The sequence below is a fragment of the Rudaea sp. genome, assembly GCF_047601565.1.
GTDB lineage: Bacteria > Pseudomonadota > Gammaproteobacteria > Xanthomonadales > Rhodanobacteraceae > Rudaea.
Map to the genome: position 1 here is coordinate 1716959 of NZ_JASGIY010000001.1, position 26812 is coordinate 1743770.

Below are 26812 nucleotides of genomic sequence, written 5' to 3' on the forward strand. Positions count from 1 at the left end.
TGGCCGGGCGCTTCGCGCCGATGGTTGCGGCGATCACGGCTCGCCGCCCGGTTGGCATGCATTGCGAACCTCCTTGCACGGACAGCGGGTGGAACCGGCACGGCCGTACGCGGAATCTCCCCCGCTGGCGATCGCGGCAAACAACGACCGGCTGGACGCAGCCGAGCTTTCAGGCAGGGACGCCATGTCATCGGGACTCCGTCGGGACCGGCGGCCGGACACGGATGTCCGTTGTTTCCGCGATCGTCCCTGCCCGCGGGAATCGAAAGCAGTCATCCCCCATGATCTTCGACTTTTCGGCATGACGGTTCCGCATCGATGAGCCTCGCCATCGTCCACAGCCGCGCCCAGGATGGCGTCGCCGCGCCGGCGGTCACCGTCGAAGTGCACCTCTCCGGCGGCTTGCCAGGCACGTCCATCGTCGGCCTGCCCGAGACTGCCGTGAAGGAGGCGCGCGACCGCGTTCGGGTGGCGATCCAGAACGCGCAGATCGAATATCCCGCACGCCGCGTCACCGTCAGCCTGGCCCCGGCCGACCTGCCCAAGGACGGCGGCCGCTTCGATCTGCCGATCGCGCTCGGCATCCTCGCCGCCGCTGGGCACGTGCCGAAGGATGCGCTCGCGCGCTTCGAGTTCCTCGGCGAACTGGCGCTGTCCGGTGAATTGCGCGCGGTCACCGGCGTGCTGCCGGCGGCGCTGAAGAGCGTGCATGCGGGCCGCGCACTCGTCGTGCCGCGAATCAACGCGGCCGAGGCCGCCCTCGTCTCGGCGGCCGAGGTGCGCGGCGCCGACTCCTTGCTGGACGTGCTCGCCTTCTTGCGCGGCGCGGGGGATTTGCCCGCAGGCATCGTGGCGCCGCTTGCGAACGCGTGCCACGGCGAAGGCGAGCCTCCCGACCTCGCCGACGTGCGCGGCCAGGCGCAGGCGCGGCGCACGCTCGAAGTCGCCGCCGCCGGCGCGCACCATCTGTTGTTCGTCGGGCCGCCCGGCACCGGCAAGACCATGCTGGCGAGCCGGCTGCCCGGCATCCTGCCGCCGCTCGGGGAGGCCGAGGCGCTGGAGTCCGTCGCGGTGCGCTCGGTCGCAGGCCAAAGTATAGATTTCCAGAAGTGGAAATTGCGGCCTTTCAGGTCGCCTCACCATACCGCTTCCGCCGTCGCCCTCGTCGGCGGCGGTTCGATCCCGCGGCCGGGAGAAATTTCGCTTGCCCACCACGGCGTCCTTTTCCTCGACGAACTGCCCGAATTCGACCGCAGCGTGCTGGAGGTGTTGCGCGAACCACTCGAGTCCAGCCGCGTCGCCATCTCGCGCGCCGCGCGCTGCGCTGAATTTCCTGCCGCGTTCCAGCTCGTCGCCGCGATGAATCCGTGTCCCTGCGGCTACGCCGGCGATCCGTCGGGTCGCTGCGCCTGCACGCCCGATGCCGTGCGCCGCTATCGCGCACGCGTTTCCGGACCGCTGCTCGACCGCATCGACCTGCAGGTGGAAGTGCCGCGCGTGCCGCTGGCCGAACTCGGCGAGGCGGCGCCCGCGGGAGAGTCCAGTGCGGTCGTGCGCGAACGTGTCGTCGCCGCGCGCACGCGGCAGATGCGGCGCGCGGGCAAACCGAACGCGACGCTCGGCTCGCGCGAATTGCGCCGCGACTGCGCGCTGTCGGCGCCCGATCGCGCGTTGCTCGAGCGCGCGCTCGACAAGCTCGGGCTGTCGGCGCGTGCCTACCACCGCATCCTGCGCGTCGCGCGCACGATCGCCGATCTCGCCGGCGTTGATGCGATCGCCACGCCGCATTTGATGGAAGCGATCCAGTATCGGCGTCTGGTTGTGCGCGATTGAAGAGCGGGCGCGGTTCGTTGCGACCGCTTTGCGAAACCGATCCGCGTTGCGGCGTTTTGCTCGTGCCGTGCGCGCCTGCGCTAAGATGCGGCGCATGGCGACGAACGCAACGAATGCCGCGGCCGGCGGCCTGCGCGGCCTGCTGGCCGCGCTGTGGCGCATCCATGCGCGCGACGAAAGCGCGGTGCTTGGTATCGTGACCGCGACCGAAGGCTCCACCTATCAGAAGCCCGGCGCGCTCGTGTTGCTCGACGATAAAGGCTTGCGCCATGGCGTGATCAGCGGCGGCTGCCTCGAGCCCGCGCTCGAACACGCCGCGCGCGCGGTGCGCGAATCCGGACGCGCGGAAGCGGTCGAATTCGACACGCGCAGCGACGAAGACCTGCTGTTCGGCAGCGGCATCGGTTGTCGCGGCCGCGTGCGCTTGCTGTTGCTGCCGCTGCCGCCGCGGGCGCCGCTGGCGCGCGCGCTGTTCGCCGCGCTCGATCGCGGCGTGGCCCTGCAACTCGCATTCGTGCCGGACGGAAGCGAACTCGGCGCGGGCGTCGCACTCGTCGCAGGCGAGTCGACGGCCGCGCCGGCCGCGCGCTGGAACCGCGAGGGCCGCACCGCGCAGACGCAAGTCGCCGCGACCTTGCGCATCGACGTCGCCGCGCCGCCGCGCCTGCTGTTGCTCGGCGCGGGGCCGGAAACGGCGCCGCTCGCGGCGATCGCGCACCGGCTCGGCTGGTTCATCGACGTGGTCGAGCACCGCGGACGCTGGACCGCGTTCGCCGCGGACGCCGCGATCGACCGCCTGCTCGAACTCGTACCCGAGGCGGCCAGCGCCGCGCTCGCGGGCGAGCGCTACGACGCGATGCTGGCGATGAGCCACAACTATTCGATGGATCTGGCCTGGCTGCGTTTCTGCGCGACGGCTTCGGCGGCCTACGTCGGCCTGCTCGGCCCTGCGGTGCGGCGCGACGCGCTGATCGACGAACTCGGCGCGTCGGCGCGCGCGCTGCTCGCGCCGCGCCTGCGCGCGCCGGTCGGCCTCGATCTCGGCGGCCACGGCGGCGAGGCGGTCGCGCTGGCGATCGCGGCGCAGCTGCAGGAGTATTTTTCCGCGCTGCGGCAAGCCGTTCGTGACGCGGAAAGCCTCAGGTGCCCAGCGTGAACGGCGAGAACTGCGTGTCGCGGTCGTAATAGTCCTCGTTCTCCGCGCGCTTGAGCGCGGCGACGATGCGATACGTGAGCGGCGTCGCCAGCACTTCCCAGAGCACCTTCATCACGTAGTTCGAAAGCATCACGGCGAGCACGAGCCTGGTCTCCCAGACGCCGAGGAACGCGGTCGGGTAGAACACGAGGCAGTCCACGCCTTCGCCGGCGATGGTCGAGCCGATGATGCGCGACCACAGCGCGTTGCCGTTCGTCCACAATTTCATTTTTGCCAAAGTGTACGAATTGACGAATTCGCCGAGGAAGAACGCGGTGATCGAGGCGAACACGATGCGCGGGGTCTGGCCGAAGATCGATTCGTAGGCTTCCTGGCCGTGCCAGCCGGCGGCCGGCGGCAGCTTCACGACGACGGTGGCCATGATCGACGCGAACACCAGCGCGGTAAGACCGGACCAGATCACGCGCCGCGCGCGCGCATAGCCGTAGACTTCGGTGAGGATGTCGCCGAACACGTAGGAAATCGGGAAGAACAGCACGCCCGCGCCGAAGCTCACGTCGCCGAGCAGCGGCAGGTGCACGCTCGCGACCTTGGCCGGCCCGATCAGGTTCGAGCACAGCAGCACGCAGACGAAAGCGCCGAGGATGAAATCGTAGTAGCGGTAGGTGCGCGGTACGGCGGCGGGCTGGGGCATGTCGGCATGCGTCGGAAGAAGGTTCCGCCTAGCATGCCGCGAGTGCGTGCGCAGCGCCAGCATCGGCGTGCGCAGGCTCCTCGGCGCGTCAATGCGCCACGAACAGCGGTACGTCGCTGTGCTGGAACAGGTGGCGCGTGGCGCCGCCGAGCACGAGTTCGGCGATGCGCGAATGGCCCCACGCCCCCATGACGATCAGGTCCGCCGTGGCCGCATGCGCCGCCTCGAGGATGCCAGCGCCGTAGTTGCCCGTTGCCTCAAACGGGCGGAATTGCGCTTTCACGCCGTGCCGTGCGAAACAGGCGGCGAGATCGAGCGCGGGCAGGTGGCGCGCGCCGACGAGGCTCGTCTGCTCGACGCCGTCGAGTACCAGCACCTCCTTTGCCTGGCGCAGCAACGGCAGCGCGCCATGGATCGCGCGTGCCGCCTCGCGGCTGTGGTTCCAGGCGATGACGACGCGTTCGCCGGCATCGGCGGTCTTCGTCGTTTCGGGAACGACGACCACCGGCACGCCCGCACCGAACACGGTACGCGAGACGAGGCCCCAGCCGACCGGCGCGTCGGCGTTGAGCTGGGGGCGCTCGGCGACGACGAGGTCGTGCCAGCGTGCGGCGTGGCAGATGGCTTCGACCGGCTCGCCCTGCGCGACCAGCCATTCGCCTTTCACGCCGGCCGCCCCGATGCGTTGCGTCCAGCTTTCGCCCTGCGCGAGTGCGGAGTGGTAGATCTCGTCGGCCTCCTGCACTTGGAACACGACGGTTTCCAGCGTCGAATAGGCCACCGTGCCGAGCGAAGCGACATAGAGTCCGGACACGTAGGCATCGAGCCGGCGCGCAAGGGCAAATGCGACGCCCGCGGCCAGCGAATCCCCTTCGTAGCGGCGGATGTGAACGAGAATGTCGAAGCGAGCCATGATTGCACCCTTTCGTCTATTGCACGATGGCGCAAGCTTACTTCCATTGACCCGTCGAAGCCGTGCGAGTTCGCGCGCCGGGCCGCCGGTTTTACGTTTTCATTCATTTCCACCGGTTATGATCGGGACTCCCTAAGCAGAAGGAGTTGGCCATGCGTAACCGCAATTTCATCGCACTCGCCCTGGTTGCCGCCGCATCGACGGGACTGTACGCCACCCGCGCCCGCGCGGCCGACAAGATCGATTGCGAACTGCGCTTTAATCTGTCCGGCTGGGCCGCGATCTACAAGCACGCCGAAGGCAACGGCACGATCACCTGCAACAACGGACGGAGCTTCAACGTGCACATCACCGCGGTCGGCGGCGGTCTCACCGCCGGCAAGTACAAGGTGGAGAACGGCAAGGGCAAGTTCGCCGAAGTGTCGAGCGCCGATCAACTGTTCGGCAGCTATGCGCAGGGCGAGGCGAATGCCGGGCTGGTCAAATCCGGCACCGCGCAGGTGCTGACCAAGGGCACCTCGACGCTGGCTCTGTCCGGTGCGGGCGAGGGCGTCGATCTCGGCATTTCGTTCGGCAAGTTCACGATCACGCGCACGAAGTGACCCACGCAGCGAGTCGTCCCCGCGAAGGCGGGGATCCAGTGACTTGGCCGATACAAATTTCCTTCGCCATGCCGCCGCGCTATTCTGGCCGGCATGGCGAGGATACTCACGATCGAAGACGACGCACTGACCGCGCGCGAGATCGCCGCCGAGCTTGCCGCCAACGGCAACGAGGTCGAGACCGTCGGCAACGGGCGTGAAGGCCTGGAGCGCGCGCTGACCGGCGCCTACGACGCGATCACGCTCGACCGCATGCTGCCCGAGGTCGACGGGCTCGCCCTCGTCACCGAACTGCGCCGCGCCGGCATCGACACGCCGGTGCTGATGATCAGCGCGCTGTCCGACGTCGACGCACGCGTGCGCGGCCTGCGCGCGGGCGGCGACGACTACCTGACCAAACCGTTCGCGCCCGACGAAATGGCCGCGCGCGTCGAGGTGCTGCTGCGCCGGCGCCGCGCGGCCGCGCCGGGAACGCATCTCGTCGTCGCCGATCTCGACCTCGACCTGATGGCGCGCACCGCCACGCGTCACGGCGCGACGCTCGAACTCTTGCCGATCGAGTTCCGCCTGCTCGAATTCCTCATGCGCAACTCCGGGCAAGTCCTTACCCGCTCGATGATCTTCGAAAGCGTGTGGGGCTACAGCTTCGATCCCGGTACCAACGTGATCGACGTGCACATCGCGCGCCTGCGCCGCAAGGTCGATCCCGACGGCCTGCCGCCGCTGATCCACACCCTGCGCGGCCGCGGTTATCGCATCGGCGGCGCGGACTGAGGGCGCGCGCATGACCCGGCTCGACACCCCGCCGGTTGCCCAGCTAGGCGAACGCTGGCGTTCGAGCACGGCGCACCTGGTGCTCATATACGGTGGCTTCTTCCTCGCCTGGACCGTGCTGCTGGTCGCGTTGATCAACTGGCAGACCTACCGCTATCTCGAGCACGTCGTCGACGAAATCCTCGAGCAGCGCATCGCCTATCTCGGCACGCTCGATCGCGCCAGATTGCCCGGCGCGCTGGCGATGACCGCGGCGATCGACCTGCGCGGCGTGATGAGCTTCGGCCTGTTCGACGCCGACGGCCGCTACGTCGCCGGCAACATCGACAAGCCGCCCACGCTGCTGCCCGAGGACGGCGCCGTGCACCCGCTGCCCGACGGCATCGTGCGCGTCGACGGCGAGCACACTGGGCCGAGCCGCGGCGTCGCGATGCGCGCGGCCGATGGCTCGCGCGTCGTGCTCGCGCGCACCACCGACGTCATCGACCGCGTCGGTATCATCATCCGCAACGGCTTCGTCTGGGCATTGTCGCTCACGCTGATCCCGGGCCTGCTCGGCGGCTTCCTGCTCGCGCGCGGCTCGCTCAAGCGCGTGCGCCGCATCGAGACCGCGGTCGCACCGATCATGCGCGGCGATCTTGGCGCGCGCCTGCCGTTGTCCGAACGGCGCGACGAAGTCGACATGCTCGCGAACATCGTCAACCGCATGCTCGACCGTCTCGAAACCCTGCTCGGCGAGGTCAAGGGCGTGTCCGACTGCATCGCCCACGACCTGCGCACGCCGCTGACGCGCCTGCGCGCGCAACTCTACCGCCTGCAGCGCGAAACGCCGGCCGACGACGCACGCTCCGCGACGATGGAACGCTGCATCGCCGACACCGACAATCTGCTCGACCGCTTCCGCGCGCTGCTGCGCATCTCCGAACTCGAAGACCTGCATCGCCGGGCCGGCTTCGGCGACGTCGACCTGCGCGAGAAACTGCAACGCGTGCACGAACTGTTCTCTCCGCTCGCCGAGGACAAGCAGATCGCCTTCGCGCTGGAGCTTCCGCCCGTGCTCGCGCGCGTGCGCGGCGACGGCGGCCTGCTGTTCGAGGCCATCTCCAACCTGGTCGACAATGCGATCAAGTTCACGCCGGTCGGCGGCCGCGTCGCGCTGCGCGCGGTCGACGAAAAAGACGGACCGCGCATCGACGTCGTCGACAGCGGTCCCGGCATTCCCGCGGCGGAACGCGACGCGGTGCTGCACCGTTTCTATCGCACCAAGGTCTGCCGCAACGAACACGAATGCGAAGCGCCCGGCTACGGCCTCGGCCTGTCCATCGTCAGCGCCATCGTCAAGCTGCACGACTACCGTTTCGAGATCGCCGACGCCTACGGCGGCACCGGCACGCGCATGAGCCTGTATTGCCAGGCTGCGGCCTGACGGCGGACGACCGCAGCCCGATCGGCTGCGCCTACGCGAGTTTCAGCGGCAGCTTGCGCAAACGTTGTCCCGTAGCGGCGAATACCGCGTTGGCCACGGCCGGCGCGATCGGCGGCGTGCCGGGTTCGCCGACGCCGCCCATATTGTCGGTGCTCGGCACGATGTGCACCTCGACCTTCGGCATCTCGTTCGAGCGCAGCACGACGTAGTCGTGGAAGTTCGATTGCTCCACCTTGCCGTCCTTGAAGGTCAGCTCGCTGTGCAGCGCGGCACCGAGGCCGAAGGCGATGCCCGACTGCATCTGCGCCTCGACCGTGAGCGGATTGACCACCGGCCCGCAATCGATCGCGCAGACGACGCGATGCACCTTGATTTTCTTGTCTTCGACCGAGACCTCGGCGATCTGCGCGACGTAGCTGCCGAACGAGGCATGCACGGCGATGCCGGCCGCGTGGCCTTTCGGCAGCGGCTTGCCCCAGCCGAACTTCTCGGTGACCAGATCGAGCGCGAGGCGTTCGCGTGATTTTTCCGGCAGCAACGCGCGGCGATATTCGAGCGGATCCTGCTTCGCCGCTACGCTGAGCTCGTCGACGAAACTCTCGACGACGAAGCCCGTGTTCGAATGCCCGACCGAACGCCACCACAGCACCGTGATGGGACTCGTCGGCGAATGCAGGTCGATGCGGTGCGCGGGAATGTTTTCGAGATACGGCGCATCTTCCGCGCCCTCGACCGACGTCGCATCGATGCCGTCCTTGATCATCGCCGCCGCGAACGGCGTGCCGGCGATGATCGACTGGCCGACGATCGTGTGCGCCCACGCCGCGGGCCTGCCGTCCTTGCCGAGCGTCGCGCGCAGGCGCGACAGCCACATCGGCCGGTAGTAGCCGCCGTGGATGTCGTCCTCGCGCGTCCATACGACCTTGACCGTCTTGCCGGACGCCTTCGCCACCTGCACCGCTTCGGTGACGAAATCGCAGGTCGCATTCGCGCGCCGGCCGAAGCCGCCGCCGAGAAACATCGTATGTACGCGCACCTGCTCGGGTTTCAGCCCGAGGATTTGCGCGGACAGGCCCTGGTCCATCGTCTGGAACTGCGTGCCGGTCCAGATGTCCACGCCGTCCTTGCCCGCTTTTGTCGGATCGTATTCGACCGTGCAGTTCTCCGGCTCCATCGGCGCGTGCGCGAGGAATGGCACTTCGTACTCCGCCTCGATGACCTTGCCGGCTTTCAGCGCGGCGTCGACATCGCCGGCCTTTTTCGCCACGGCGCCCGTCGTCTGCGCGAGCTTGCGATAGTCGGCGCGCAGGCCCTCGGTCGAAATCTTCGCGCCGTCGCCGAGATCCCAGTCGACGACCAGCGCATCGCGACCTTGCTTGGCCGCCCAGAAATGCTTGCCGAGCACGGCCACGCCGCTCGGCACCTGGACCACGTCGACGACGCCGGCCACGGCCTTCGCCTTGGTCGCGTCGAACGACTTCACCTTGGCGCCGAACACCGGCGCGCGCGCGACCGTGGCGATCAGCATGTTCGGCCGCTTCACGTCGATGCCGAATTCGGCCGTGCCGGTGACCTTGGCCTTGCTGTCGAGGCGCTTCGTCGGCTTGCCGATCAGGCGGAATTCCTCGGGCTTCTTCAGCGCGACATCGGCCGGCACCGGCAGCCTGGCCGCGGCGTCGGCAAGTTCGCCGTAGCTGGCCTTCTTGTCGCCGCAGAACACGTAACCATTTTCGGTGCGGCAATCCGATGTGCCGCCGAGATGCCATTTCTTCGCCGCCGCCGCGATCAGCAGCGCGCGCGCGGTCGCGCCGGCCTGGCGCAATTGCGCGAACGATTCCCACGTGCTCGTCGAGCCGCCGGTCATCTGCATGCCGAACACCGTGTGCTTGTACTCGGGCGCGGCCGGCGCGTGCTCGACCTTGACCTTCGACCAGTCGCAATCGAGTTCGTCGGCGACGACCATCGGGATCGAGGTCCATACGCCCTGACCCATCTCGGAGTGCTTGAGCAGCACGGTCACGCTGTTGTCGGGTGCGATATGCACGAAGGCGTTCGGCGAAATCTGCGCCGGCTGCTTCGCCACGTCCTGCGCGAATGCCTTGCGCATGCCGAGCGGCATGAAGAAGCCCACGACTAGCCCCGCCGACGCGCCGGCGCCGGTCTTGAGGAAAGCGCGCCGGTTCATGCCGCCGGCTCCGCGTTCGGGAAGCGCCGCATTGGTCGCGGCTTCGACGACACCGGAAAAATCGTCGTCACGCCACATGAGAATTCTCCCGCGTCAGTTCCGCGGCGCGATGCACGGCCGCGCGGATGCGCTGGTACGTGCCGCAGCGACAGATGTTTCCGCTCAACGCCGCATCGATGTCGGCATCGGTCGGCTGCGGTTTCTGCTTGAGCAGCGCGACCGCCGTCATGATCTGACCGCACTGGCAGTAGCCGCATTGCACGACGTCCTGCTCGATCCAGGCACGCTGCACCGGATGGTCGCCGTCATGGCCGATGCCTTCGATCGTGGTGATCTTCTTGCCGACGAGCGCGACGGCCGGCGTGATGCAGGAACGCATCGCCACGCCGTCCACGTGCACCGTGCACGCGCCGCATTGCGCCATGCCGCAGCCGAATTTCGTGCCGGTCAGCCCGATCACGTCGCGCAACACCCAGAGCAGAGGCATGTCGGCAGGGGCGTCGACTTCGTGCTCCTGCCCGTTGACATCGAGTTTCATCGGACACCTCGTGGCGTTGGCTGCGATCCGGTCAAGCTACTACTCGACAGTGTGGAAATCCAGCCGGCGATCATGAATAATTTGACCCATCCGACCGGCAAACACCGCCGCGCGCCGAAGGTCAGGACAAGCGCCGCAAATCGTCGGGACGATCGACGTCGAGAGCCAGCGCCTCGTTGGCGATCGCGTCGATTCGGCCGGCACGTTGGGCCAGCAGATCGCGCATGCCGCGATCGGATCCCGCATCGAGCGCGTCGAACCAGGTGCGCGGCAGCAACGCCGGCGCACCGAGCCGATTCGCGTAGAACGACGCGGCACCGCGATCCGCTGCGCTGCCCCAGGCGCGGCACAGCGACGCGAGATGTTGCGCATCGAGTTCGGGCTGGTCGCAGAGCAGCACGAGCACGCCGGCGCACTCCGGCAGCAACGCATCCACGCCGGCACGCAACGACGTGCCGAGCCCGAGCCGCCAATCGGTACAGTCGACGCGGCGTATCGGCAGGTTTTCCATCTGCCGGGAAATGGAGTCGGCGTCGAAGCCGAGAACGACCACCGCGTCGCGCGGCCGCGTTTCGACGGCGAGCCGCGCGGCGCGGCGCACCAGCGTCTCGCCGTGATGAAGCAGGAGCTGCTTGGGTTGCCCCAATCGCTGCGAAGCGCCGGCCGCGAGGACGACGACGCCGTGAGCGGAAGCCTGTCCAGGCATCGTTCCGCGCCGCGGATTGCCCACGCCTTCTGTGGCGAGTATTTCCAATCGCGCTCGTCCGCTTGTTTGCCCAATGGGGTCGGATTGAACCACGAACGCGCCGCGGCCGACAGGCGAGTCAACGCCGCCATGGTGAATTCAGGCCGGTGCCGGGACGTATCGGGTAAGATCGAGGCCATGAATCGCCCGGACCCCGCACGCACGGACGTGCCCACCACCCACTTCGGCTATCGCGACGTGCCAGTCGCGGAGAAGGAAAAACTCGTCGGCCGCGTGTTCACCAGCGTCGCGTCGAAATACGACGTGATGAACGATGCGATGTCGTTCGGCATCCACCGGCTGTGGAAGCGCTGGTTCGCGGCGACCTCGGGCGTGCGCGCGGGCGACCACGTGCTCGACCTCGCCGGCGGCACGGGCGACATCGCCGCGCTGCTGCTGCCGCGCGTCGGCGAGGCCGGCAGCGTCGTGCTCGGCGACATCAACGCGGCGATGCTGCGCGAGGGCCGCGATCGGTTGTTGAACGAAGGGCGCGTGCGCGGCCTGTCGTATGCGCAGGTCAACGCGCAGGCGCTGCCGTTTCCCGACGCGAGTTTCGACGCGGTGACGATCGCGTTCGGCCTGCGCAACGTCACCGACAAGGACGCGGCGCTGCGCGAAATGCACCGCGTGCTGCGCGTCGGCGGGCGCGCACTGATCCTCGAGTTCTCGGCGGTGCGCGATCCGCTGCTGAAAAAACTCTACGATTTCCACTCGTTCCAGGTGCTGCCGCGCCTGGGCTCGTTGATCGCCGGCGACGCGGATAGCTACCAGTACCTCGCCGAGTCGATCCGCAAGCATCCCGACCAGGCCACGCTCAGGGCGATGATGGAAGCGGCCGGCTTCGCCCGAGTCGACGTGCGCAATCTCACCGGCGGCATCGTTGCGATCCATCGCGGTTACCGGATTTGAGATTACGGAGCGACGCCGATCAGAACGAGTGGGACGGCTGGCACGCCTCGCCCTTCGCGAATCAGATTGTACAACTCGCCTTCGTAGTAACCCGGACCGGAACTCATTTCGGCCTGCAATTCTTTCATCGGCAGGATTTCCACGCCGACGTCGATGACGTCGCGCACGTAGAACGCCAAGTGCTTGACGAACAGATCGAAGGCGACGAAAGCGTATTTGCCGAACTGCACTTCGACCGCGACGCGGTTCTTCACGAAGTCGGTCTGGTTGTACGAGAAGATCGGCTTGAATCCCGCCGCCTCGATCTCCTTCTTTTGCTCATCGGCATTCATCTGCATCGTGCGCCGGATCAGCCTCGCATCTTGGGTCACCCAATACGATACGCGCGATTCCTGCCATTTGTGCTTGTCGAAGCCCTCGCGCATGGCCTGGTTCATGTCCTTGGGCGAGTAAAGCACGTTGCCCACCATGCCCCGCTCCTTGGACACTTTCGTTTTGCAGCGTGCCGCATCCACCGAAGCAACGATGGCCTGGATTTCCTTCCAGATTCCCGGCTGATGGACCAGCAGATACTCCAGGCCATTGAGGTGCGAATAGTGCGCGGCGATGCGCATCAGTGCCCTCCGCCAGGTTTCGTCGGATCGTAGACCGGCTTGCCCATCTCGCGCGTGCGCAGGGTTCCGGCCAGCAGGTCATCTATGCGTTGCCGGGCGACGTCGACATATTTCTGTACCGTGTCGCAGCCGTAGCCGACGCGATCGTGCATGAGAGCGGCGACGATCGTCGAACCCACGCCCATGTAGGGATCGAAAACGGCGTCCCCCGGATGGGTCATCGCGAGCACGAGGCGTTCGACCAATTCGACCGGGAACTGACAGGGATGGATGGTCTTTTCGACGTGGTTGGACTTGACGTTGGGAATGTCCCATACATCGGAAGGATTCTTGCCTAGAGGATTGCCGGAAAGCTCGCCGCGGCGAGGTCCCTTGAAATGCTTTTTCCCGGGATACTTGGAAGGAACGCGAACCGGATCCAGGTTGAAGACGTAATCGTCGGTCTTGGAAAACCAGAGAATCGTTTCGTGCCGGCCACTGAAGCGTTTGGAACAATGCAACCCGTGGCCGAAGTGCCACACGATGCGATTGCGCAGCTTCAAACCGTGATTCTTGAACAGCGGATACAGAATCAGATCCAGCGGGAACACTTCGCCATCGTCGACATGGTTTCCCACTTGCCAGCACAATGAGCCGGTGGGACTCAACAGTCGAACGCACTCCGAAATGACCTGACTCTGCTGACTGACGTACTCTTCCAACTCGCGCCTGCTTTCATACGACTTGCCGATGTTGTAGGGCGGCGAGGTAACGATGAGCTGCATGCTTTCGTTTTTCAGCGGACGCATGTAGCCGAGATTGTCGGCGCAGGCGATGTCCGCTCGGGGCTGATCGAAAAGCGGAAAAAGAGGTATGACTTGGGCACTTGCGGTCATCGGTCGCCCCGGGCGGTAGTAACGAGGGCATTGTCCGCGCTGTGCTTTGGAAAGTCATCACCGGCGGCATCGTCGCGATCCATCGTGGTTACAAAATTTGACGCCGTCCCGGTTCCGAACAGGGCTTTTGGCATAGGTGCCTTCGTCCGTACGTGGGCATAATCGTCGAATTTCACGCCGGGAGACATCCATTATGCGCAAATACGTTCTGTATTCCCTGCTCGCTCTCGTCGTCGCGGGCGGTGCCGCCTTGGCGGCCGAGCACGACGAGTCGGGCAAACCGGAAGACAAGGCCGCGACGGCGGTCAAGGAAAAGGCGGATCCGGCCGCGGAAAAATCCGTGGTGACGAACCACAGCGTCTCGATCGGCGGCCGCAGTTACGCCTACAAGGCGACGGCGGGCACGCTGACGATCCGCGACGACAAGGGCCGGCCCGATGCGAGCGTGTTCTACGTGGCCTACACCGTCGGCGACGGCAAAGGGGAAAGCAAACGCCCGGTGACGTTTCTCTACAACGGCGGTCCGGGATCGGCGAGCCTATGGCTGCACATGGGATCGTTCGGCCCCGTGCGCGTGGTGACGAACGGCCCCGAGGCGATCCCGCCGGCGCCGTTCCGCGTCGTGGAGAACGGGGAAAGCCTGCTCGACAAGAGCGATCTCGTCTTCGTCGACGCGATCGGCACGGGCTACTCCAAGGGCCTGCCGAAGGAGAAGGACGACAAGGGCGAGAAGGGAGACGCCGGAAAGGACGGCGGGAAGGACGACGCCAATCCCGACAAGCGTTTCTGGGGTACCGATCAGGACATCGATGCGTTCGGCCGCTTCATCATCCGCTACGTCACGGTCAACCAGCGCTGGAATTCGCCGAAGTTACTGTTCGGCGAATCCTACGGCACGCCGCGCTCGGCGGGCCTGGCGCACTATCTGGAAGATCACGGCGTGGCGCTCAACGGCGTCGTGCTGCTGTCGTCGATCCTCAACTACGGTTCGCGCCTGCCCGGTCTCGACAACGACTACGTCAATCTGCTGCCGACGTTCGCGGCGATCGCGTGGTACCACGGCAAGATCCCGAACAAGCCCGCGACGCTGGAGCCGTTCCTCGACGAGGTGCGCGCATTCGCGCGCGGCGAATACTCGGTCGCGCTGGCGAAAGGCCAGGATCTCGGCCCCGCCGAGCGCGATGCGATCGCACAGAAGCTGAGCCGCTACATCGGCCTGTCGCCGGAATACCTCAAGGAAGCCAACCTGCGTGTCAGCCAGCCGCGCTTCCGCAAGGAGCTGCTGCGCGATCAGCGCCGCACGCTCGGGCGCTACGACGCGCGCTTCGAGGGCATCGACGCCGATGCCGCGGGCGAGGCGCCGGAGACCGATCCGTCGAGCACCGCGATCAGCGGCGCGTTCATCTCCGCGCTCAACGATTATCTGACGCGCGACTTGAAGTACGCGAGCGACGTGACTTACAAGGTGTCGGCCGGCTCGGCCATCGGCGACTGGGACTGGAAGCATGCGCTGCCGGGTTCGCGCTACAAGGCGCAACTGCCGGTGATGGTGCCGGACCTGTCGGCGGCGATGCGCACCAATCCGCACCTGAAGGTGTTGTCGGCGAACGGCTGGTTCGATCTCGCCACGCCGTTCTTCGCCACCGAGTACGATCTCGCGCACATGGACATCGACCCGAAGCTGCGCGGCAACCTGAGCTTCACCTACTATCCGTCGGGCCACATGGTGTATTTGAACGCCGATGCGCTCAAGCAGTTCAAGGCGGACCTGGCGAAGTTCTACGATGGGGCGGTGGCGCGCTGATTGCGTTGTGGCGACGCCGTTTTCCGTGATTCCCGCAAAAGCGGGAATCACGGACTCGAAACACTCCCGAGTCGAGTCTGCCGGAAATCATCATGAGCCTGTTTCCTCGCCTGTTCGCCGTCGCCATGTCCGTCTCCGCCCTCAGTCTCGCCCACGCCGAATCCGATCCGCATTCCTACGCGCAGCCCGACAAGGTACGCGTGACCGCGCTCGACCTCGATCTGTCCGTCTCGTTCGAAAAGCACGCGCTGTCCGGCAGCGCGACGCTGGATCTCGACTGGCTCGACAAGTCGGCGCACGAGCTCGTGCTCGATACGAACGGCCTGGATATCGACACGATCGAAGCCGAGGACAAGGCCGGCAAATGGAACGCGGCGAAGTTCGCGCTCGACAAGCCCGACCCGATGCTCGGCTCGGCGCTGCGCATCGCGCTGCCGGCGCAGAGCGGCAAGGTGCGCATCGCCTACTCGACGAGCCCCGACGCGGCCGGTCTGCAATGGCTCGATCCGGGCCAGACCGCGGGCAAGAAATATCCGTTCGTCTATTCGCAGTCCGAGTCGATCGCGGGACGCAGTTGGATTCCGCTGCAGGACACGCCGCAGGTACGCTTTTCCTATACGGCGCATGTCCGCACGCCGAAAGAACTGCGCGCGGTGATGAGCGCGAACAACGACGCGAAGCATCCGCTCGATGGCGACTTCCGCTTCGCGATGCCGCAGAAGATTCCGTCGTACCTGCTCGCGCTCGCGATCGGCGACATCGCGGTGAAGGAAATCGGGCCGCGCAGCGCCGTGTATGCGGAGCCGGAAACGGTCGACGCGGCGGCCAAGGAATTCGACGACATCGAGAAGATGACCGTCACGACCGAGAAGCTCTACGGCCCCTACCGCTGGGAACGCTACGACATCCTCGTGCTGCCTCCGTCGTTCCCGTTTGGCGGCATGGAGAACCCGCGTCTGACCTTCGCCACGCCGACGATCATCGTCGGCGACAAGTCGCTCGTCAGCGTGATCTCGCACGAGCTCGCGCACTCGTGGTCGGGCAATCTCGTCACCAACGCGGCGTGGAAGCACGTCTGGCTCAACGAGGGCTTCACGACCTACGTGCAAGGCCGCATCGTCGAAGCCGTCTACGGCAAGCAGCAGAAGGACGAGGAATTCCTCGTCGCCGCGAACGAGCTGCGCAAGGAATTCGAGACGGCAGCGCCAAGCGCGCAGCTGCTCGTGCCCGACCTGACCGGCAAGGACGCGGACGATTCGCTCACCGACGCGCCGTACACCAAGGGCTCGTGGTTTCTGCAATACCTCGAGGGCAAGTTCGGGCGCGACACGTTCGACGCGTTCCTGCGCGGCTACTTCGACCATTTCGCCTTCCAGAGCATCACGACCGACCAGTTCACCGACTACCTCAAGGCCAACTTGCTCGACAAAACTCCGGGCAAGGTGGGCATGGAGGAAGTCGACGAATGGCTGCACCGGCCCGGCATTCCGGCCGACGCGCCGCTGCCGGTGTCGAGTGCTTTCGCCGCTCAGGACAAACTGCGCGAGCAATTCGTCGTCGGCAGGATCGACGCGAAGGCCCTCGGCGCGAAGGGCTGGCGCACGCAGGAGTGGCAGTATTTCCTCGACCGGCTGCCGCCGAAGCTGAGCCTCGCGCAGATGAAGGCGCTCGACGACGCGTATCGTCTGACCGGCACGCACAACGCCGAGATCGCGTTCCGTTGGTATCGCCTCGCGATCGGCAGCGGCTATGAAGCCGCGTATCCGGCGATGCGCGAGCACATGCTGCGCATCGGCCGGCGCATCCTCGTCGTGCCGCTCTACGCGGAACTGGCGAAGACCGCGCAAGGCAAGACGCTGGCCGAGAAGATCTATGCCGAAGCCGGGCCCGGCTATCACCCGATGACGCGTGCGGCGGTGGAAAAGGCATTGGCGTCGAAAGGCGGCCGATGACCCGGAACCGGGCGCCATGACAATGCGTTGCGTGCGCGCCACTCGGCCTTGATCCGCCTGCGCGGGAAGAGTAGAACCTGCGCATGTCTTCGGCCCTTCGCTGCCGATCGAGAATCGCCGACATGAATACAAGCAGCGGATTTTCCGCCTCGCGCCGCAAGGCGTTGCGTTCGCTCGCTGCCGGCGTCATCGCCGGCGGCGGCCTGTCCGCCGGCTGCGCGCCGGCGGTGCACGGATCGCGAGCCGCGGACAAGCGGCGTCCGAACATCGTCTTCATCATGACCGACGATCACTCGCGCACGGCGATGAGCCTGTATGGCAACCGCATCCTGCAGACCCCCAATCTCGACCGCATCGCCCATGAAGGCCTGCGTTTCGACGAAGCCTTCGTCACCTGCTCGCTGTGCCTGCCCAGCCGCGCCAGCTACCTCACCAGCCAGTATCCGCACACGCACGGCCTGCGCACGAACGGCGAGGAGGCGGGCTTCACCGCCGAGCCGCGCTTGCGCAACGCGGCGACCTGGCCGAACCTGCTGCGCGCGCAGGGCTACCACACCGGCGTCGTCGGCAAGTGGCACATCAACACGCTGCCCGAGAACTACGACTACATCGCCGTGCTCAAGGGACAGAGCGTGTACTTCGATCCGCCGATGTACATCGACGGCGAATGGCACGACCAAAAAGGACACACGGACGACCTCATCGGCGACCACGCCCTGCGTTTCCTGAAAAATCGTCCGCGCGACAAGCCCTTCGCGCTGTGCTACCAGTTCAAGGCGCCGCATCGCGAGTGGCAGCCCGCGCCGCGCTTCGCACGGCGTTTCGACGACGTCGAAGTGCCGCTGCCGGTCAGTTTTTTCGAATCGCTGCAACATCGCTCGCACGCGGTGCAGCAGACGATGATGCGCATCCGCGAAATGCCCGATTTCCGCAAGCTGCAGCCGGGCGGCAAGCTCGACGAGGACACCGCGGCCCGTCTCAACTGGCAGAATTTCATCAAGAACTACTACCGCGTGCTGCTCGGCGTCGACGAGAACGTCGGCCGCGTACTCGATTGGCTCGACCGCGCGGGACTGGCCGAAAACACGCTGGTGGTCTACACGACCGACAACGGGTTCTTTCTCGGCGAACACGGCTTGTTCGACAAGCGCCTGATGTACGAACCCGCGATCCGCGTACCGCTGCTGGTCCGCTGGCCGCAGGGCATTCGGCCCGGCAGCGTCGACGGCACGCACATGACGCTCAACATCGATGTGGCGCCGACGATGCTCTCTCTGGCCGGCGTATCGGTGCCGGCGACGATGCAAGGTGCGAACTGGCTGCCCCTGTTTGCCGGCGACGTGCGAACATGGCGCACGGACTTCCTCTACGAGTACTACGAATTCCCCGGCGTACATTGCGTGCGCCCGCACCGCGGCGTCCGCGATGCGCGGTTCAAACTCATCGAGTTCTGGCGCGATCCGGCCGAATACGAACTGTACGACCTGAAAAACGATCCCGACGAAGAGCGCAACCTGGTCGACGACCCGGCCTTTGCCGCCGAGAAGGCGCGCCTGAAGACGCGCATGGCCGCATTGCGCGAGCAATACGCGGACCACGATCCGCCCGACTACTTGCCGCCGCAGCAGATCCCGCAGGCCTGTCACTACTGAAGACGCCGATCGACTCCGACCGCGCGCTGCGCAGCCGAGAAACGCCGGGAAAAGCGACGCCCGCTGCGCTCGTCAATCCAGTGCGTAACCGAACTGCTGCTTGAACTGGTCGGCGAATTCGGCGTAGGTGAAGCGCTGGTTCTGCGTGCCGGGATGCTCGATCTTGAGCGTGCCCATCAGGGACGCGATGCGGCCCGTGGTCGGCCAGTCCATCCCGCGCGTGAGGCCGAAGATCAGGCCGGCGCGGTAGGCATCTCCGCAGCCGGTCGGATCGACGATGCGGCGCTCGTGGCCCGGCGGGATCACGTGCTGCTTCTTGCCTTCGTGCACGATCGAACCCTTCGGGCCCTGGGTCACGATATAGGCCTTCACGCGCGCGGCGATGTCGTCGGCGCTCCAGCCGGTGCGCGTCTGCAGCAGCTGCGACTCGTAGTCGTTGACGATCGTGTAGTCGGCCTGCTCGATCATCGTGCGGAATTCCCCGCCGTTGAACAGCGGCATCGCCTGGCCCGGATCGAAGATGAAGGGCACGCCCTTCTCGGCGAATTCGCGCGCGTGCTGCAGCATGCCGTCGCGGCTGTCGGGCGCGACGATGCCGAAGCTCACGCCCTCGACGTCCTTCACGTGATGCTCGTGCGAGTTGAGCATCGCGCCCGGATGGAAGGCGGTGATCTGGTTGTTGTCCATGTCCGTGGTGATGAAGCACTGCGGCGTGAACAGCTCGTCGTAGACGAGCACGTGGTCGAGGCGGATGCCGCAGCGCTGCAGGTGCTCGCGGTACGGACCGAAGTCCTGGCCGACCGCGCCGAACGGGATCGGATCGTCGCCGAGCAGCTTGAGGTTGTAGGCGATGTTGCCCGCACAGCCGCCGAACTCGCGGCGCATGCGCGGCACGAGGAACGACACGTTGAGGATATGCACTTTGTCCGGAAGGATGTGATTCCGAAACTGGTCCTGGAACACCATGATGGTGTCGTAGGCGAGCGAGCCGCAGATCAGTGCTGACATGGGAATAGGGCGGGGGCTGGAAAAGCGGTGGCGGGAATTCGAGTTTCGCATTGTCGCAGATTTGCGCGCGCGCTATCCGCCCTTGACGAAGCGACGCACCGCCGGCAGGTTGCGCCGGCTCACCTCGAAGCGTTCCTCGCTGTCGACGAGGCGCACGAAGAGGCGCTCGTCGCCCGTGCGTTCGAGGCCGGCAAGCCGGTTCTTGGCGACGAGGCAATTGCGATGGACGCGCACGAAGCGGTCGTCGAATTCGGCTTCGAGCGTCTTCAGCGACTCCTCGATCAGCACGTCGCCGCGGCCGTGGTGCACGCGCACGTACTTGTCGTCCGCAAGCAGGTAGACGACGTCGGCGACCGGCACCATGACGAGGTTGCCGCGCACGCGCGCGCACAAGTGCGTGCGCGGCACCGGTTCGGCGCCGATCGATTGCGCCCTGGCCACGTCCGCGCCGCCGTAGCGCCGCGCGCGCGCAAGCGCGGCATCGAGGCGCTCGCGGCGGATCGGCTTGACCAGGTAGTCGATCGCATTCGCTTCGAACGCGGCGAGCGCGTGTTCGTCGTAGGCGGTGCAGAAGATCACCGCCGGTGCGGGATCGAATGCGGCAAGGTGGCGCGCGGCCTCGAGGCCGCCCATCAGCGGCATGCTGATGTCGAGCAGGACGAGGTCGGGCGCGAGCCGCGCCGCCATCTCGACCGCCGTGCGGCCATCGCCGGCCTCGCCGACGATCTCGACGCCGCCGAGCTCGGCGAGCAGGCTCGCCATGCGCGCGCGGGCGGGCGGTTCGTCGTCGACGATCAGAGCTTTCATCGCTGCGCAGTCGTATTGGGCAGGTGCAACACCACTTCGAAATCTTCCGCGCCTTCGCGCACATCGAGCGCGCCGCGCCGGCCGAAATGGTATTCGATCCGGCTGCGCGTGTTGGCGAGCGCCACGCCATTGCGCGACGGCGCGCGCGCGCCGTCGGCCGGGCGCGGATTGGCGATGGTGACGACGGCGCCTTCGTGCGTGCGCCGCGCGCGCAAGGCCATCCTGCCGCCTTGCGCCAGCGGCTGGATGCCGTGGTGGATCGCGTTTTCGACCAACGGTTGCAGCAGCAGCGCCGGCACGGGCAAGTCGTTCGGCAGGTCGGCGGCGAGATCGATGTCCACATGCAGCCGCTCGCCGAGGCGCAGTCGCTCGATGGCGAGGTAGCGCTGCGCGAGTTCGAGTTCGGCGCCGAGCGTGGACGGCTTGCCGTCGGCGCCGAGCGCGGCGCGAAACAGGTCGGAGAGATCCTCGACCGCATGCTCGGCCGCGGCCGGTTCGGTGCGGATCAGGCTCGCGATCGTGTTCATGCTGTTGAACAGGAAATGCGGGCGAATGCGCGCCTGCAGCGCGTCGAGCCGCGCGCGCGCTTCGGCCCGCACCCGCCCGCGCCATTGCTCGATCACGTAGAAATAGCGCAGCAGCGCCGCGCCGACGAGCGCGGCGAGCGCGGTGTTGCGCAACACGAAGCGCGCGCCGAACGGCGGCGCAAGGGTGAGCCCGGCGCCGAGTTGCCGGTCGAGCGTGAACACGACGGCGCTGCCGACCGCGACGATGGCGAGAATGAGCGCGTAGGCGGCGAGCACGCCGGGCAGCGACGGCAGTCTCGACAGCGCCGCGCGCGACAGGCACAGGCAGACGATGCAGATCAGGGCCAGCCATTGCGCGAACACGGTCGCCGTACCGAGGCGCGGCAGCAGCGGCAGGCTCTCGTCGCTCGGTGCGAGCAGGACGGTGACGACGAGCAGTTCGACCACGAGCATCGTCGCGAGCAGCACGGGCAGCGAGCAGAAATCCGGCAGCCACGGTGCGACGGCAGGCGCAGGCAACGGTATCGGTGCGAATGGCGGAGGCGTGTCGCTCATCGCGCGGCGCAGGCATCAGCCCAGGCGGGTGCCGAGCCAGCGACGCAAGTCGGCGATTTCCTTGGCGCAGACCTGGTGCGCCATCGGATAGCCGTGCCATTCGACCGCGTAGCCGAGGCGTTGCAGCCAGTCGCGACTCATCTCGCCGAGGCGCAGCGGCACGATCGGATCGACCGTGCCGTGGCCCATGAAGATAGGGATCGCGCGGTTGGCCGGCGCGGTTTCCGCATCGGTTTTCTCGGCCATCGGCAGATAGGTCGATAGCGCGACGATGCCGCCGAGTTTCGCGGCGTGGCGCACGCCGCCGGCGAGCACGATCGCGCCGCCCTGCGAGAAGCCGGCGAGGACGATGTTTTCGCTGGCGACGCCGCGCGCGCGTTCCCGTTCGATCAATTCTTCGAGTTGGACAATGGACGCGCGCATGCCGGCCTCGTCCTGCTTCTGCGCGATCTCCATGCCGGCGATGTCGTACCACGCGCGCATCGGCATGCCGCCATTGACCGTGACCGGCCGCACCGGCGCGTGCGGAAACACGAAGCGCAGCGCCGGCCAGCCGCGGTCGACGAGTTCGGGCACGATCGGTTCGAAATCGTGCCCGTCGGCACCGAGGCCGTGCAGCCAGATGACGGCGTGTTTGGGGTTCGGGGCGGTTTCGATTTCGACGGTAGGGAGAGGCATGGGCACGGATATCAAGGATGGTGGATCGGGAAAAGCATAGGGGCTTCGTCATTCCAGCGAAAGCTGGAATGACAAGCAAAAAAGCTTACAGCCGTGACTTCCGGCTGCTTGCAGGCCCAGCAACCTCCGTTATGCTGCGCGCTTTGCGCGCAACGGGATTTAAGCACATGATTTGCCGTCCGCTCACCGTTTTCATTGCCTCGCTCGTCTTCGCGTCCGCCCTGGCGCGGGCCGATACCGCGCCGGTCGTCTCGCCGCCACTGACGTTGGAAACGATCATGGCCGACCCGGGCTGGATCGGCGCCGTGCCGCAACAGCCGTACTGGTCGGCCGACGGCAAGGCGGTCTACTACTCGGCGAAGCGCCGCGATTCGGCCGTCGTCGACCTGCACCGCATCGATCTCGCGAGTGGCAAGGACGGCGTGACCGACGGCGCCGCGATGGCGGCGAGCGACGGCGCCGAGACGGTCTACGATCGCGCCGGCACGCGCGCGGCGTTCTCGCGCAACGGCGACATCTTCGTGCGCGACCTGCGCAACGGCGCGCTGACCCAGGTCACGCGCACGCCGGAGCAGGAATCGGCGCCGCAGTTCTCGGCCGACGGGCGTTCGTTGAGCTTCCGCGCGGGCAACGTGTGGTTCGTGCACGATCTCGCCAGCCGCGTGACCGCATCGGTGGCCGAGATCAAGACCGAGAAGGATCCCGACGCCAAGCCGGCCGACGACGACCTGCGCGATTTCCAGTTGCGCACGTTCTCGACGCTGAAGAAATTGAAGGACGACAAGGACGCGCGCCGCGAGCACGCAGAGGAATTGCGCAGCCAGGATCCGACGCGCGCCGCCGCGCCGTTCTGGCTCGGCGACGAAGTGAAGGTGCTCGACACCGAACTGTCGCCCGATGCGCGCTGGATGCTCGTCGTCACCGCGGCGAAGCAGCACGACGAGGGCAAACGTGGCGAGCTGACGCGCTATGTCACCGAGTCGGGCTACGAGGAATTCGAGAAGGAGCGCGTGCGCGTCGGCCGCAACGCGCCCGTGCCGCAGTCGCTGCAATTGCTCGACCTCGCGGCGCACAAGGCGTATCCGCTGCTGATCGACGGCCTGCCCGGCATCTTCGACGATCCGCTCAAGAGCGTGCGCGAGGAAAACGCCAAGGCGCATGCCGGCGGAAAAGCCGAGGCGGGGAAGGCCGGGGCGAAGAAGGACGACAAGGCGGACAAACCCAAGACGCGCGCCGTGCGCATCGTCTCGAATGCCGAGGACGGCGGTGGCGGCGGCATCGTCTGGAGCCGCGACGGCCAGGCGCTCGCGATCCAGCTGCGCGCGATCGACAACAAGGATCGCTGGATCGCCACGGTCGATTTCGGCGCGCACAAGCTCGTGCCGCAGCATCGCCTGACCGATCCGGCCTGGATCAACTGGAACTTCAACGATTTCGGCTTCCTCGACGACGAGCGCACGCTCTGGTTCGAGTCCGAGGAAACCGGTTATGCGCATTTGTATACGAAATCCGCCGGCGGCAAGGCGGTCGCGCTGACCGCCGGCAAGTTCGAGGTCTCGCATCCGCAGCAGTCGACGGACGGGCGCTGGTTCTACGTGCGCGCCAATGCCGAGGCGCCGTATGCCTACGACGTCTACCGCGTGCCGAGCGGCGGCGGCAAGCTCGAGCGCATCACGCAGTACAAGGGCATGGAAGGCTTTGCGCTGAATCACGACGGCAGGCAGTTGCTGGTCACGCATTCGGCCAGCTACGTGCCGGCGCAGCTCGCGATCGTCAACGCCGACGGCTCGGGAACGCCGCATGAACTGGGCGATGCGCGCAGCGCCGCCTATGCGGCGATGAGCTGGATCGCGCCGGAGATCGTCGAAGTGCCGTCGACGCATTTCAAGGGATCGATCTTCGCCAAGCTGTACAAACCGGCCGACACGGGTACGTCGAAGCATCCCGCGGTGGTTTTCGTCCACGGCGCGGGTTACCTGCAGAACGTGCATCTGCAATATCCGGCCTATTTCCGCGAGCAGATGTTCCACAACCTGCTCGTGCAGAAGGGCTACGTCGTCATCGACATGGACTATCGCGGTTCGGAAGGCTACGGCCGCGACTGGCGCACGGCGATCTACCGGCAGATGGGCCATCCCGAGCTGGAAGACCTGCTCGACGGCAAGAAATACTTGGTCGATCACGCCAACGTCGATCCGAAGCGCGTCGGCATCTACGGCGGTTCGTACGGCGGTTTCATGACCTTGATGGCGCTGTTCCGCGCGCCGGGCGAGTTCGCCGCGGGCGCGGCGCTGCGTCCGGTCACCGACTGGATGCAGTACAACCACGAGTACACCGCAAACATCCTCAACACGCCGCAGGACGATCCGATCGCGTACCGGCGCTCTTCGCCGATCGAGTTTGCCGAGAACCTGCGCGATCCGCTGCTGATCTGCCACGGTGTGATCGACGACAACGTGCTGTTCGAGGATTCGATGCGTCTGTACGAGCGCCTGATCGAGCTGCACAAGGACAATTTCACGATCTCGCCCTACGCGCTCGACCGTCACGGCTTCACCAATGCCGATTCGTGGCTGGACGAGTACAAGCGCATCTACAAATTGTTCGAGACGAATTTGAAACAATGAGCCATCTGCCCGCCTGTCCGAAATGCAATTCCGAATACACCTATGCCGACGGGCACCTTTACGTCTGTCCCGAATGCGCGCACGAGTGGACGCAGGACGCGGCGCTCGAGGCGGCCGAGGAGGCGAAGGTCGTGCGCGACGCGGTCGGCAACGTGCTTGCCGACGGCGACACGGTGACCGTGATCAAGGATCTCAAGGTCAAGGGTTCTTCGTCCGTGGTCAAGGTCGGCACCAAGGTGAAGAACATCCGGCTCGTCGATGGCGATCATGACATCGATTGCAGGATCGAAGGCATCGGCCAGATGGGGTTGAAGTCGGAGTTCGTAAAGAAAGCCTAGCCGTTGCCTGGACGGCATCGCCGTCCCGATTGCGATGGAACGGCCGTAGTCCCACAATCGCCGCATGACGACGGGGCGGCGTGCATTGGGGCTTTGGTCGGCGACTGCGCTGGTCGTCGGCAACATGATCGGCTCGGGCGTGTTCCTGCTGCCGGCGTCGCTGGCGCCATACGGGCAGGCCAGCTTGTACGGCTGGATACTTTCGGCGACGGGCGCGCTGCTGCTGGCCGGTGTGTTCGCCAGCCTGGCGCGGCGCCACCCGGTTGCCGGCGGTCCGTATGCTTATGCGCGCATCGCGTTCGGCGATTTCACGGGCTTCGTCATGGCGTGGAGCTACTGGATCTCGGTCTGGTGCGCAGTCGCCGCGATCGCCGTCGCGTTTGCCGGCAGCATGGCGGCGATCTTTCCCGCGCTCGCGGCGCCGGTGCGCGAAGCGGCCTGCGCACTGATCGTGCTATGGCTCGGCACGGCGTTCAACCTCGCCGGCGTGCGCACGGCGGGCATCGCCCAGCTCGCGGTCACGATCCTGAAATTTCTGCCGCTGTTCGTCGTGATCGCGGTCGGCGCGAGCCGGCTCGACGCGCAATCGTTCACCCCGTTCAATCCGAGCGGGCAGGGCTGGCTGCCGGTGACGACGGCGACCGCCGCGCTCGCGCTGTGGGCGCTGCAGGGCATGGAGTGCGCGACGATCCCGGCCGAGCACGTCGCCGACGCGAAGCGTACGATCCCGCGCGCAACCCTGCTCGGCGTCGCGCTCGCCGCGGTCGTGACGATCGCGGCCTGCACCGTCGCGCTCGGTCTCGTGCCGCTGGATCGGTTGAAGGATTCGACCGCGCCGTTCGCCGACGTGGCGACGAAGCTCTGGGGCGAGGGGGCCGGCGTCGCGATGGCAGCGGCGATGGCCGTTTCCTGCGTGGGTGCGCTCAACGGCTGGATTCTCGTGCAGGGTCAGATACCGTATGCCGCGGCGTGCGACGGTCTGTTCCCGGCCTGTTTCGCGAAGACCGATGCCAACGGCACACCGCGCATCGGTCTCGTCATCGGCAGTGCGCTCGCGACTTTGCTCGTCGTCGCCAACTTCACGGGCTCGTTGGTTGCGGTGTTCACCGCATCGATCCTGCTCGCGACCGCGGCGGCGCTGTTGCCTTACGCGTTCAGCGCGGCCGCGATGCTGCGGCTGGAATCGCGTGCGCCACGGCCATCCGCATGGCGTTTGCTCGTCGCGGCGCTGGCCCTCGTCTACGGCCTGTGGGCGCTCGTCGGTACCGGCGCCGAGGCCCTGCTCTGGGGCGCGGGACTGCTGCTCGCGGGCGTGCCGTTCCATTTCATGCAGCGCCGGGCAAACCGCCCCGCGCGCACGGCCGCCTGACCCTCCCTCGCGCAATTCCGAAGCCGCCGCTGCGGCGATCGGCGGGATACCGCCCAGAACACGATCGGAAAGCCCGGCGTCAAGGGATGGCCCGCGCTGCGGTACAACCCACGCACCACGACGACACATCCGGCGCCTGCTGTTTTTTTGGCGTACAGCCACATCAGCGCGGGCCGAACGGCACGACGGCTCGCGGCCAAGATACCGGGCGGGGCCGTGCGCGGTCGTGGT

At 66.6% G+C, this 26812-nt stretch carries 23 protein-coding genes; 12 read left to right on the forward strand and 11 right to left on the reverse strand.

The window, feature by feature from the left end:
* Positions 1 to 318: 318 nt before the first annotated feature.
* Complete coding sequence (locus QM741_RS07420; protein ID WP_415207081.1) at positions 319 to 1833, forward strand: YifB family Mg chelatase-like AAA ATPase; 1515 nt, start codon at positions 319 to 321, stop codon at positions 1831 to 1833.
* Positions 1834 to 1927: 94 nt separating this feature from the next.
* Positions 1928 to 2989: an XdhC family protein gene (locus QM741_RS07425; RefSeq protein WP_415207082.1), complete on the forward strand. Its 1062-nt coding sequence runs from the start codon at positions 1928 to 1930 to the stop codon at positions 2987 to 2989.
* Here the strand turns inward: QM741_RS07425 and QM741_RS07430 are convergent.
* Positions 2973 to 3683, reverse strand: coding sequence for a queuosine precursor transporter (locus QM741_RS07430; RefSeq protein ID WP_415207083.1), 711 nt, complete (start codon positions 3681 to 3683; stop codon positions 2973 to 2975). The two genes, QM741_RS07425 and QM741_RS07430, sit on opposite strands and share 17 nt — an antisense overlap.
* A gap of 88 nt (positions 3684 to 3771) precedes the next feature.
* Positions 3772 to 4596, reverse strand: a complete 825-nt coding sequence (locus QM741_RS07435) for a universal stress protein (RefSeq protein ID WP_415207084.1) — start codon at positions 4594 to 4596, stop codon at positions 3772 to 3774.
* 152 nt (positions 4597 to 4748) lie between these two features.
* On the opposite strand from QM741_RS07435, the gene QM741_RS07440 reads away from it, so the two are divergent.
* From QM741_RS07440 to QM741_RS07450, 3 genes are all read left to right on the forward strand, one after another.
* Positions 4749 to 5198: a hypothetical protein gene (locus QM741_RS07440; RefSeq protein WP_415207085.1), complete on the forward strand. Its 450-nt coding sequence runs from the start codon at positions 4749 to 4751 to the stop codon at positions 5196 to 5198.
* A gap of 93 nt (positions 5199 to 5291) precedes the next feature.
* Positions 5292 to 5972, forward strand: coding sequence for a response regulator transcription factor (locus QM741_RS07445; protein ID WP_415207086.1), 681 nt, complete (start codon positions 5292 to 5294; stop codon positions 5970 to 5972).
* Between the two features lie 10 nt (positions 5973 to 5982).
* The gene (locus tag QM741_RS07450; RefSeq protein WP_415207087.1) at positions 5983 to 7398 is read left to right on the forward strand and encodes a sensor histidine kinase; all 1416 of its coding nucleotides are present in this window, start codon (positions 5983 to 5985) and stop codon (positions 7396 to 7398) included.
* Between the two features lie 31 nt (positions 7399 to 7429).
* Here the strand turns inward: QM741_RS07450 and QM741_RS07455 are convergent, their stop codons facing one another.
* The 3 genes from QM741_RS07455 to QM741_RS07465 form a co-directional block, all read right to left on the reverse strand.
* Entirely contained in the window at positions 7430 to 9661 is a 2232-nt protein-coding gene (locus QM741_RS07455; RefSeq protein ID WP_415207088.1) for a molybdopterin cofactor-binding domain-containing protein, read from the reverse strand.
* Complete coding sequence (locus QM741_RS07460) at positions 9651 to 10121, reverse strand: (2Fe-2S)-binding protein (protein ID WP_415207089.1); 471 nt, start codon at positions 10119 to 10121, stop codon at positions 9651 to 9653. The genes QM741_RS07455 and QM741_RS07460 overlap by 11 nt, the downstream gene beginning before the upstream one ends.
* Positions 10122 to 10242: 121 nt before the next feature.
* Positions 10243 to 10827, reverse strand: coding sequence for a nucleotidyltransferase family protein (locus QM741_RS07465; protein ID WP_415207090.1), 585 nt, complete (start codon positions 10825 to 10827; stop codon positions 10243 to 10245).
* A gap of 177 nt (positions 10828 to 11004) precedes the next feature.
* On the opposite strand from QM741_RS07465, the gene ubiE reads away from it, so the two are divergent.
* Complete coding sequence (gene ubiE / locus QM741_RS07470; RefSeq protein WP_415207091.1) at positions 11005 to 11775, forward strand: bifunctional demethylmenaquinone methyltransferase/2-methoxy-6-polyprenyl-1,4-benzoquinol methylase UbiE; 771 nt, start codon at positions 11005 to 11007, stop codon at positions 11773 to 11775.
* 2 nt (positions 11776 to 11777) lie between these two features.
* Here the strand turns inward: ubiE and QM741_RS07475 are convergent, their stop codons facing one another.
* Complete coding sequence (locus QM741_RS07475; RefSeq protein ID WP_415207092.1) at positions 11778 to 12389, reverse strand: BglII/BstYI family type II restriction endonuclease; 612 nt, start codon at positions 12387 to 12389, stop codon at positions 11778 to 11780.
* Positions 12389 to 13264: a DNA-methyltransferase gene (locus tag QM741_RS07480; RefSeq protein ID WP_415207093.1), complete on the reverse strand. Its 876-nt coding sequence runs from the start codon at positions 13262 to 13264 to the stop codon at positions 12389 to 12391. The genes QM741_RS07475 and QM741_RS07480 overlap by 1 nt, the downstream gene beginning before the upstream one ends.
* 193 nt (positions 13265 to 13457) lie before the next feature.
* Here QM741_RS07480 and QM741_RS07485 point away from each other — a divergent pair, with 193 nt between their 5' ends.
* From QM741_RS07485 to QM741_RS07495, 3 genes are all read left to right on the forward strand, one after another.
* Positions 13458 to 15068 carry a S10 family peptidase gene (locus QM741_RS07485; RefSeq protein WP_415207094.1) on the forward strand — a complete coding sequence of 537 codons (1611 nt, stop codon included), beginning with the start codon at positions 13458 to 13460 and terminating at the stop codon, positions 15066 to 15068.
* A gap of 92 nt (positions 15069 to 15160) precedes the next feature.
* Positions 15161 to 17020, forward strand: a complete 1860-nt coding sequence (locus tag QM741_RS07490; protein WP_415207095.1) for a M1 family metallopeptidase — start codon at positions 15161 to 15163, stop codon at positions 17018 to 17020.
* A gap of 122 nt (positions 17021 to 17142) precedes the next feature.
* Positions 17143 to 18672, forward strand: coding sequence for a sulfatase (locus QM741_RS07495; RefSeq protein WP_415207096.1), 1530 nt, complete (start codon positions 17143 to 17145; stop codon positions 18670 to 18672).
* Positions 18673 to 18744: 72 nt separating this feature from the next.
* Here QM741_RS07495 and QM741_RS07500 read toward each other — a convergent pair whose 3' ends face one another.
* The 4 genes from QM741_RS07500 to QM741_RS07515 form a co-directional block, all read right to left on the reverse strand.
* Entirely contained in the window at positions 18745 to 19680 is a 936-nt protein-coding gene (locus tag QM741_RS07500) for a carbohydrate kinase family protein (RefSeq protein WP_415207097.1), read from the reverse strand.
* A 72-nt stretch (positions 19681 to 19752) separates the two neighbouring features.
* Entirely contained in the window at positions 19753 to 20487 is a 735-nt protein-coding gene (locus QM741_RS07505; RefSeq protein WP_415207098.1) for a LytR/AlgR family response regulator transcription factor, read from the reverse strand.
* Positions 20484 to 21569 carry a sensor histidine kinase gene (locus QM741_RS07510; RefSeq protein ID WP_415207099.1) on the reverse strand — a complete coding sequence of 362 codons (1086 nt, stop codon included), beginning with the start codon at positions 21567 to 21569 and terminating at the stop codon, positions 20484 to 20486. The genes QM741_RS07505 and QM741_RS07510 overlap by 4 nt, the downstream gene beginning before the upstream one ends.
* Positions 21570 to 21584: 15 nt before the next feature.
* Entirely contained in the window at positions 21585 to 22247 is a 663-nt protein-coding gene (locus QM741_RS07515; protein WP_415207100.1) for an alpha/beta hydrolase, read from the reverse strand.
* Between the two features lie 167 nt (positions 22248 to 22414).
* Between QM741_RS07515 and QM741_RS07520 the strand changes: the two genes are divergently transcribed.
* The 3 genes from QM741_RS07520 (at position 22415) to QM741_RS07530 (ending at position 26581) form a co-directional block, all read left to right on the forward strand.
* Positions 22415 to 24874: a prolyl oligopeptidase family serine peptidase gene (locus tag QM741_RS07520; protein WP_415207101.1), complete on the forward strand. Its 2460-nt coding sequence runs from the start codon at positions 22415 to 22417 to the stop codon at positions 24872 to 24874.
* Positions 24871 to 25212, forward strand: a complete 342-nt coding sequence (locus QM741_RS07525; protein ID WP_415207102.1) for a zinc ribbon domain-containing protein YjdM — start codon at positions 24871 to 24873, stop codon at positions 25210 to 25212. Before QM741_RS07520 ends, QM741_RS07525 begins: the two co-directional genes overlap by 4 nt.
* Before the next feature lie 64 nt (positions 25213 to 25276).
* Positions 25277 to 26581 (forward strand): amino acid permease, encoded by a 1305-nt coding sequence (locus tag QM741_RS07530; RefSeq protein ID WP_415207103.1) that lies wholly within the window; start codon positions 25277 to 25279, stop codon positions 26579 to 26581.
* The last annotated feature ends 231 nt before the right edge of the window (positions 26582 to 26812 follow it).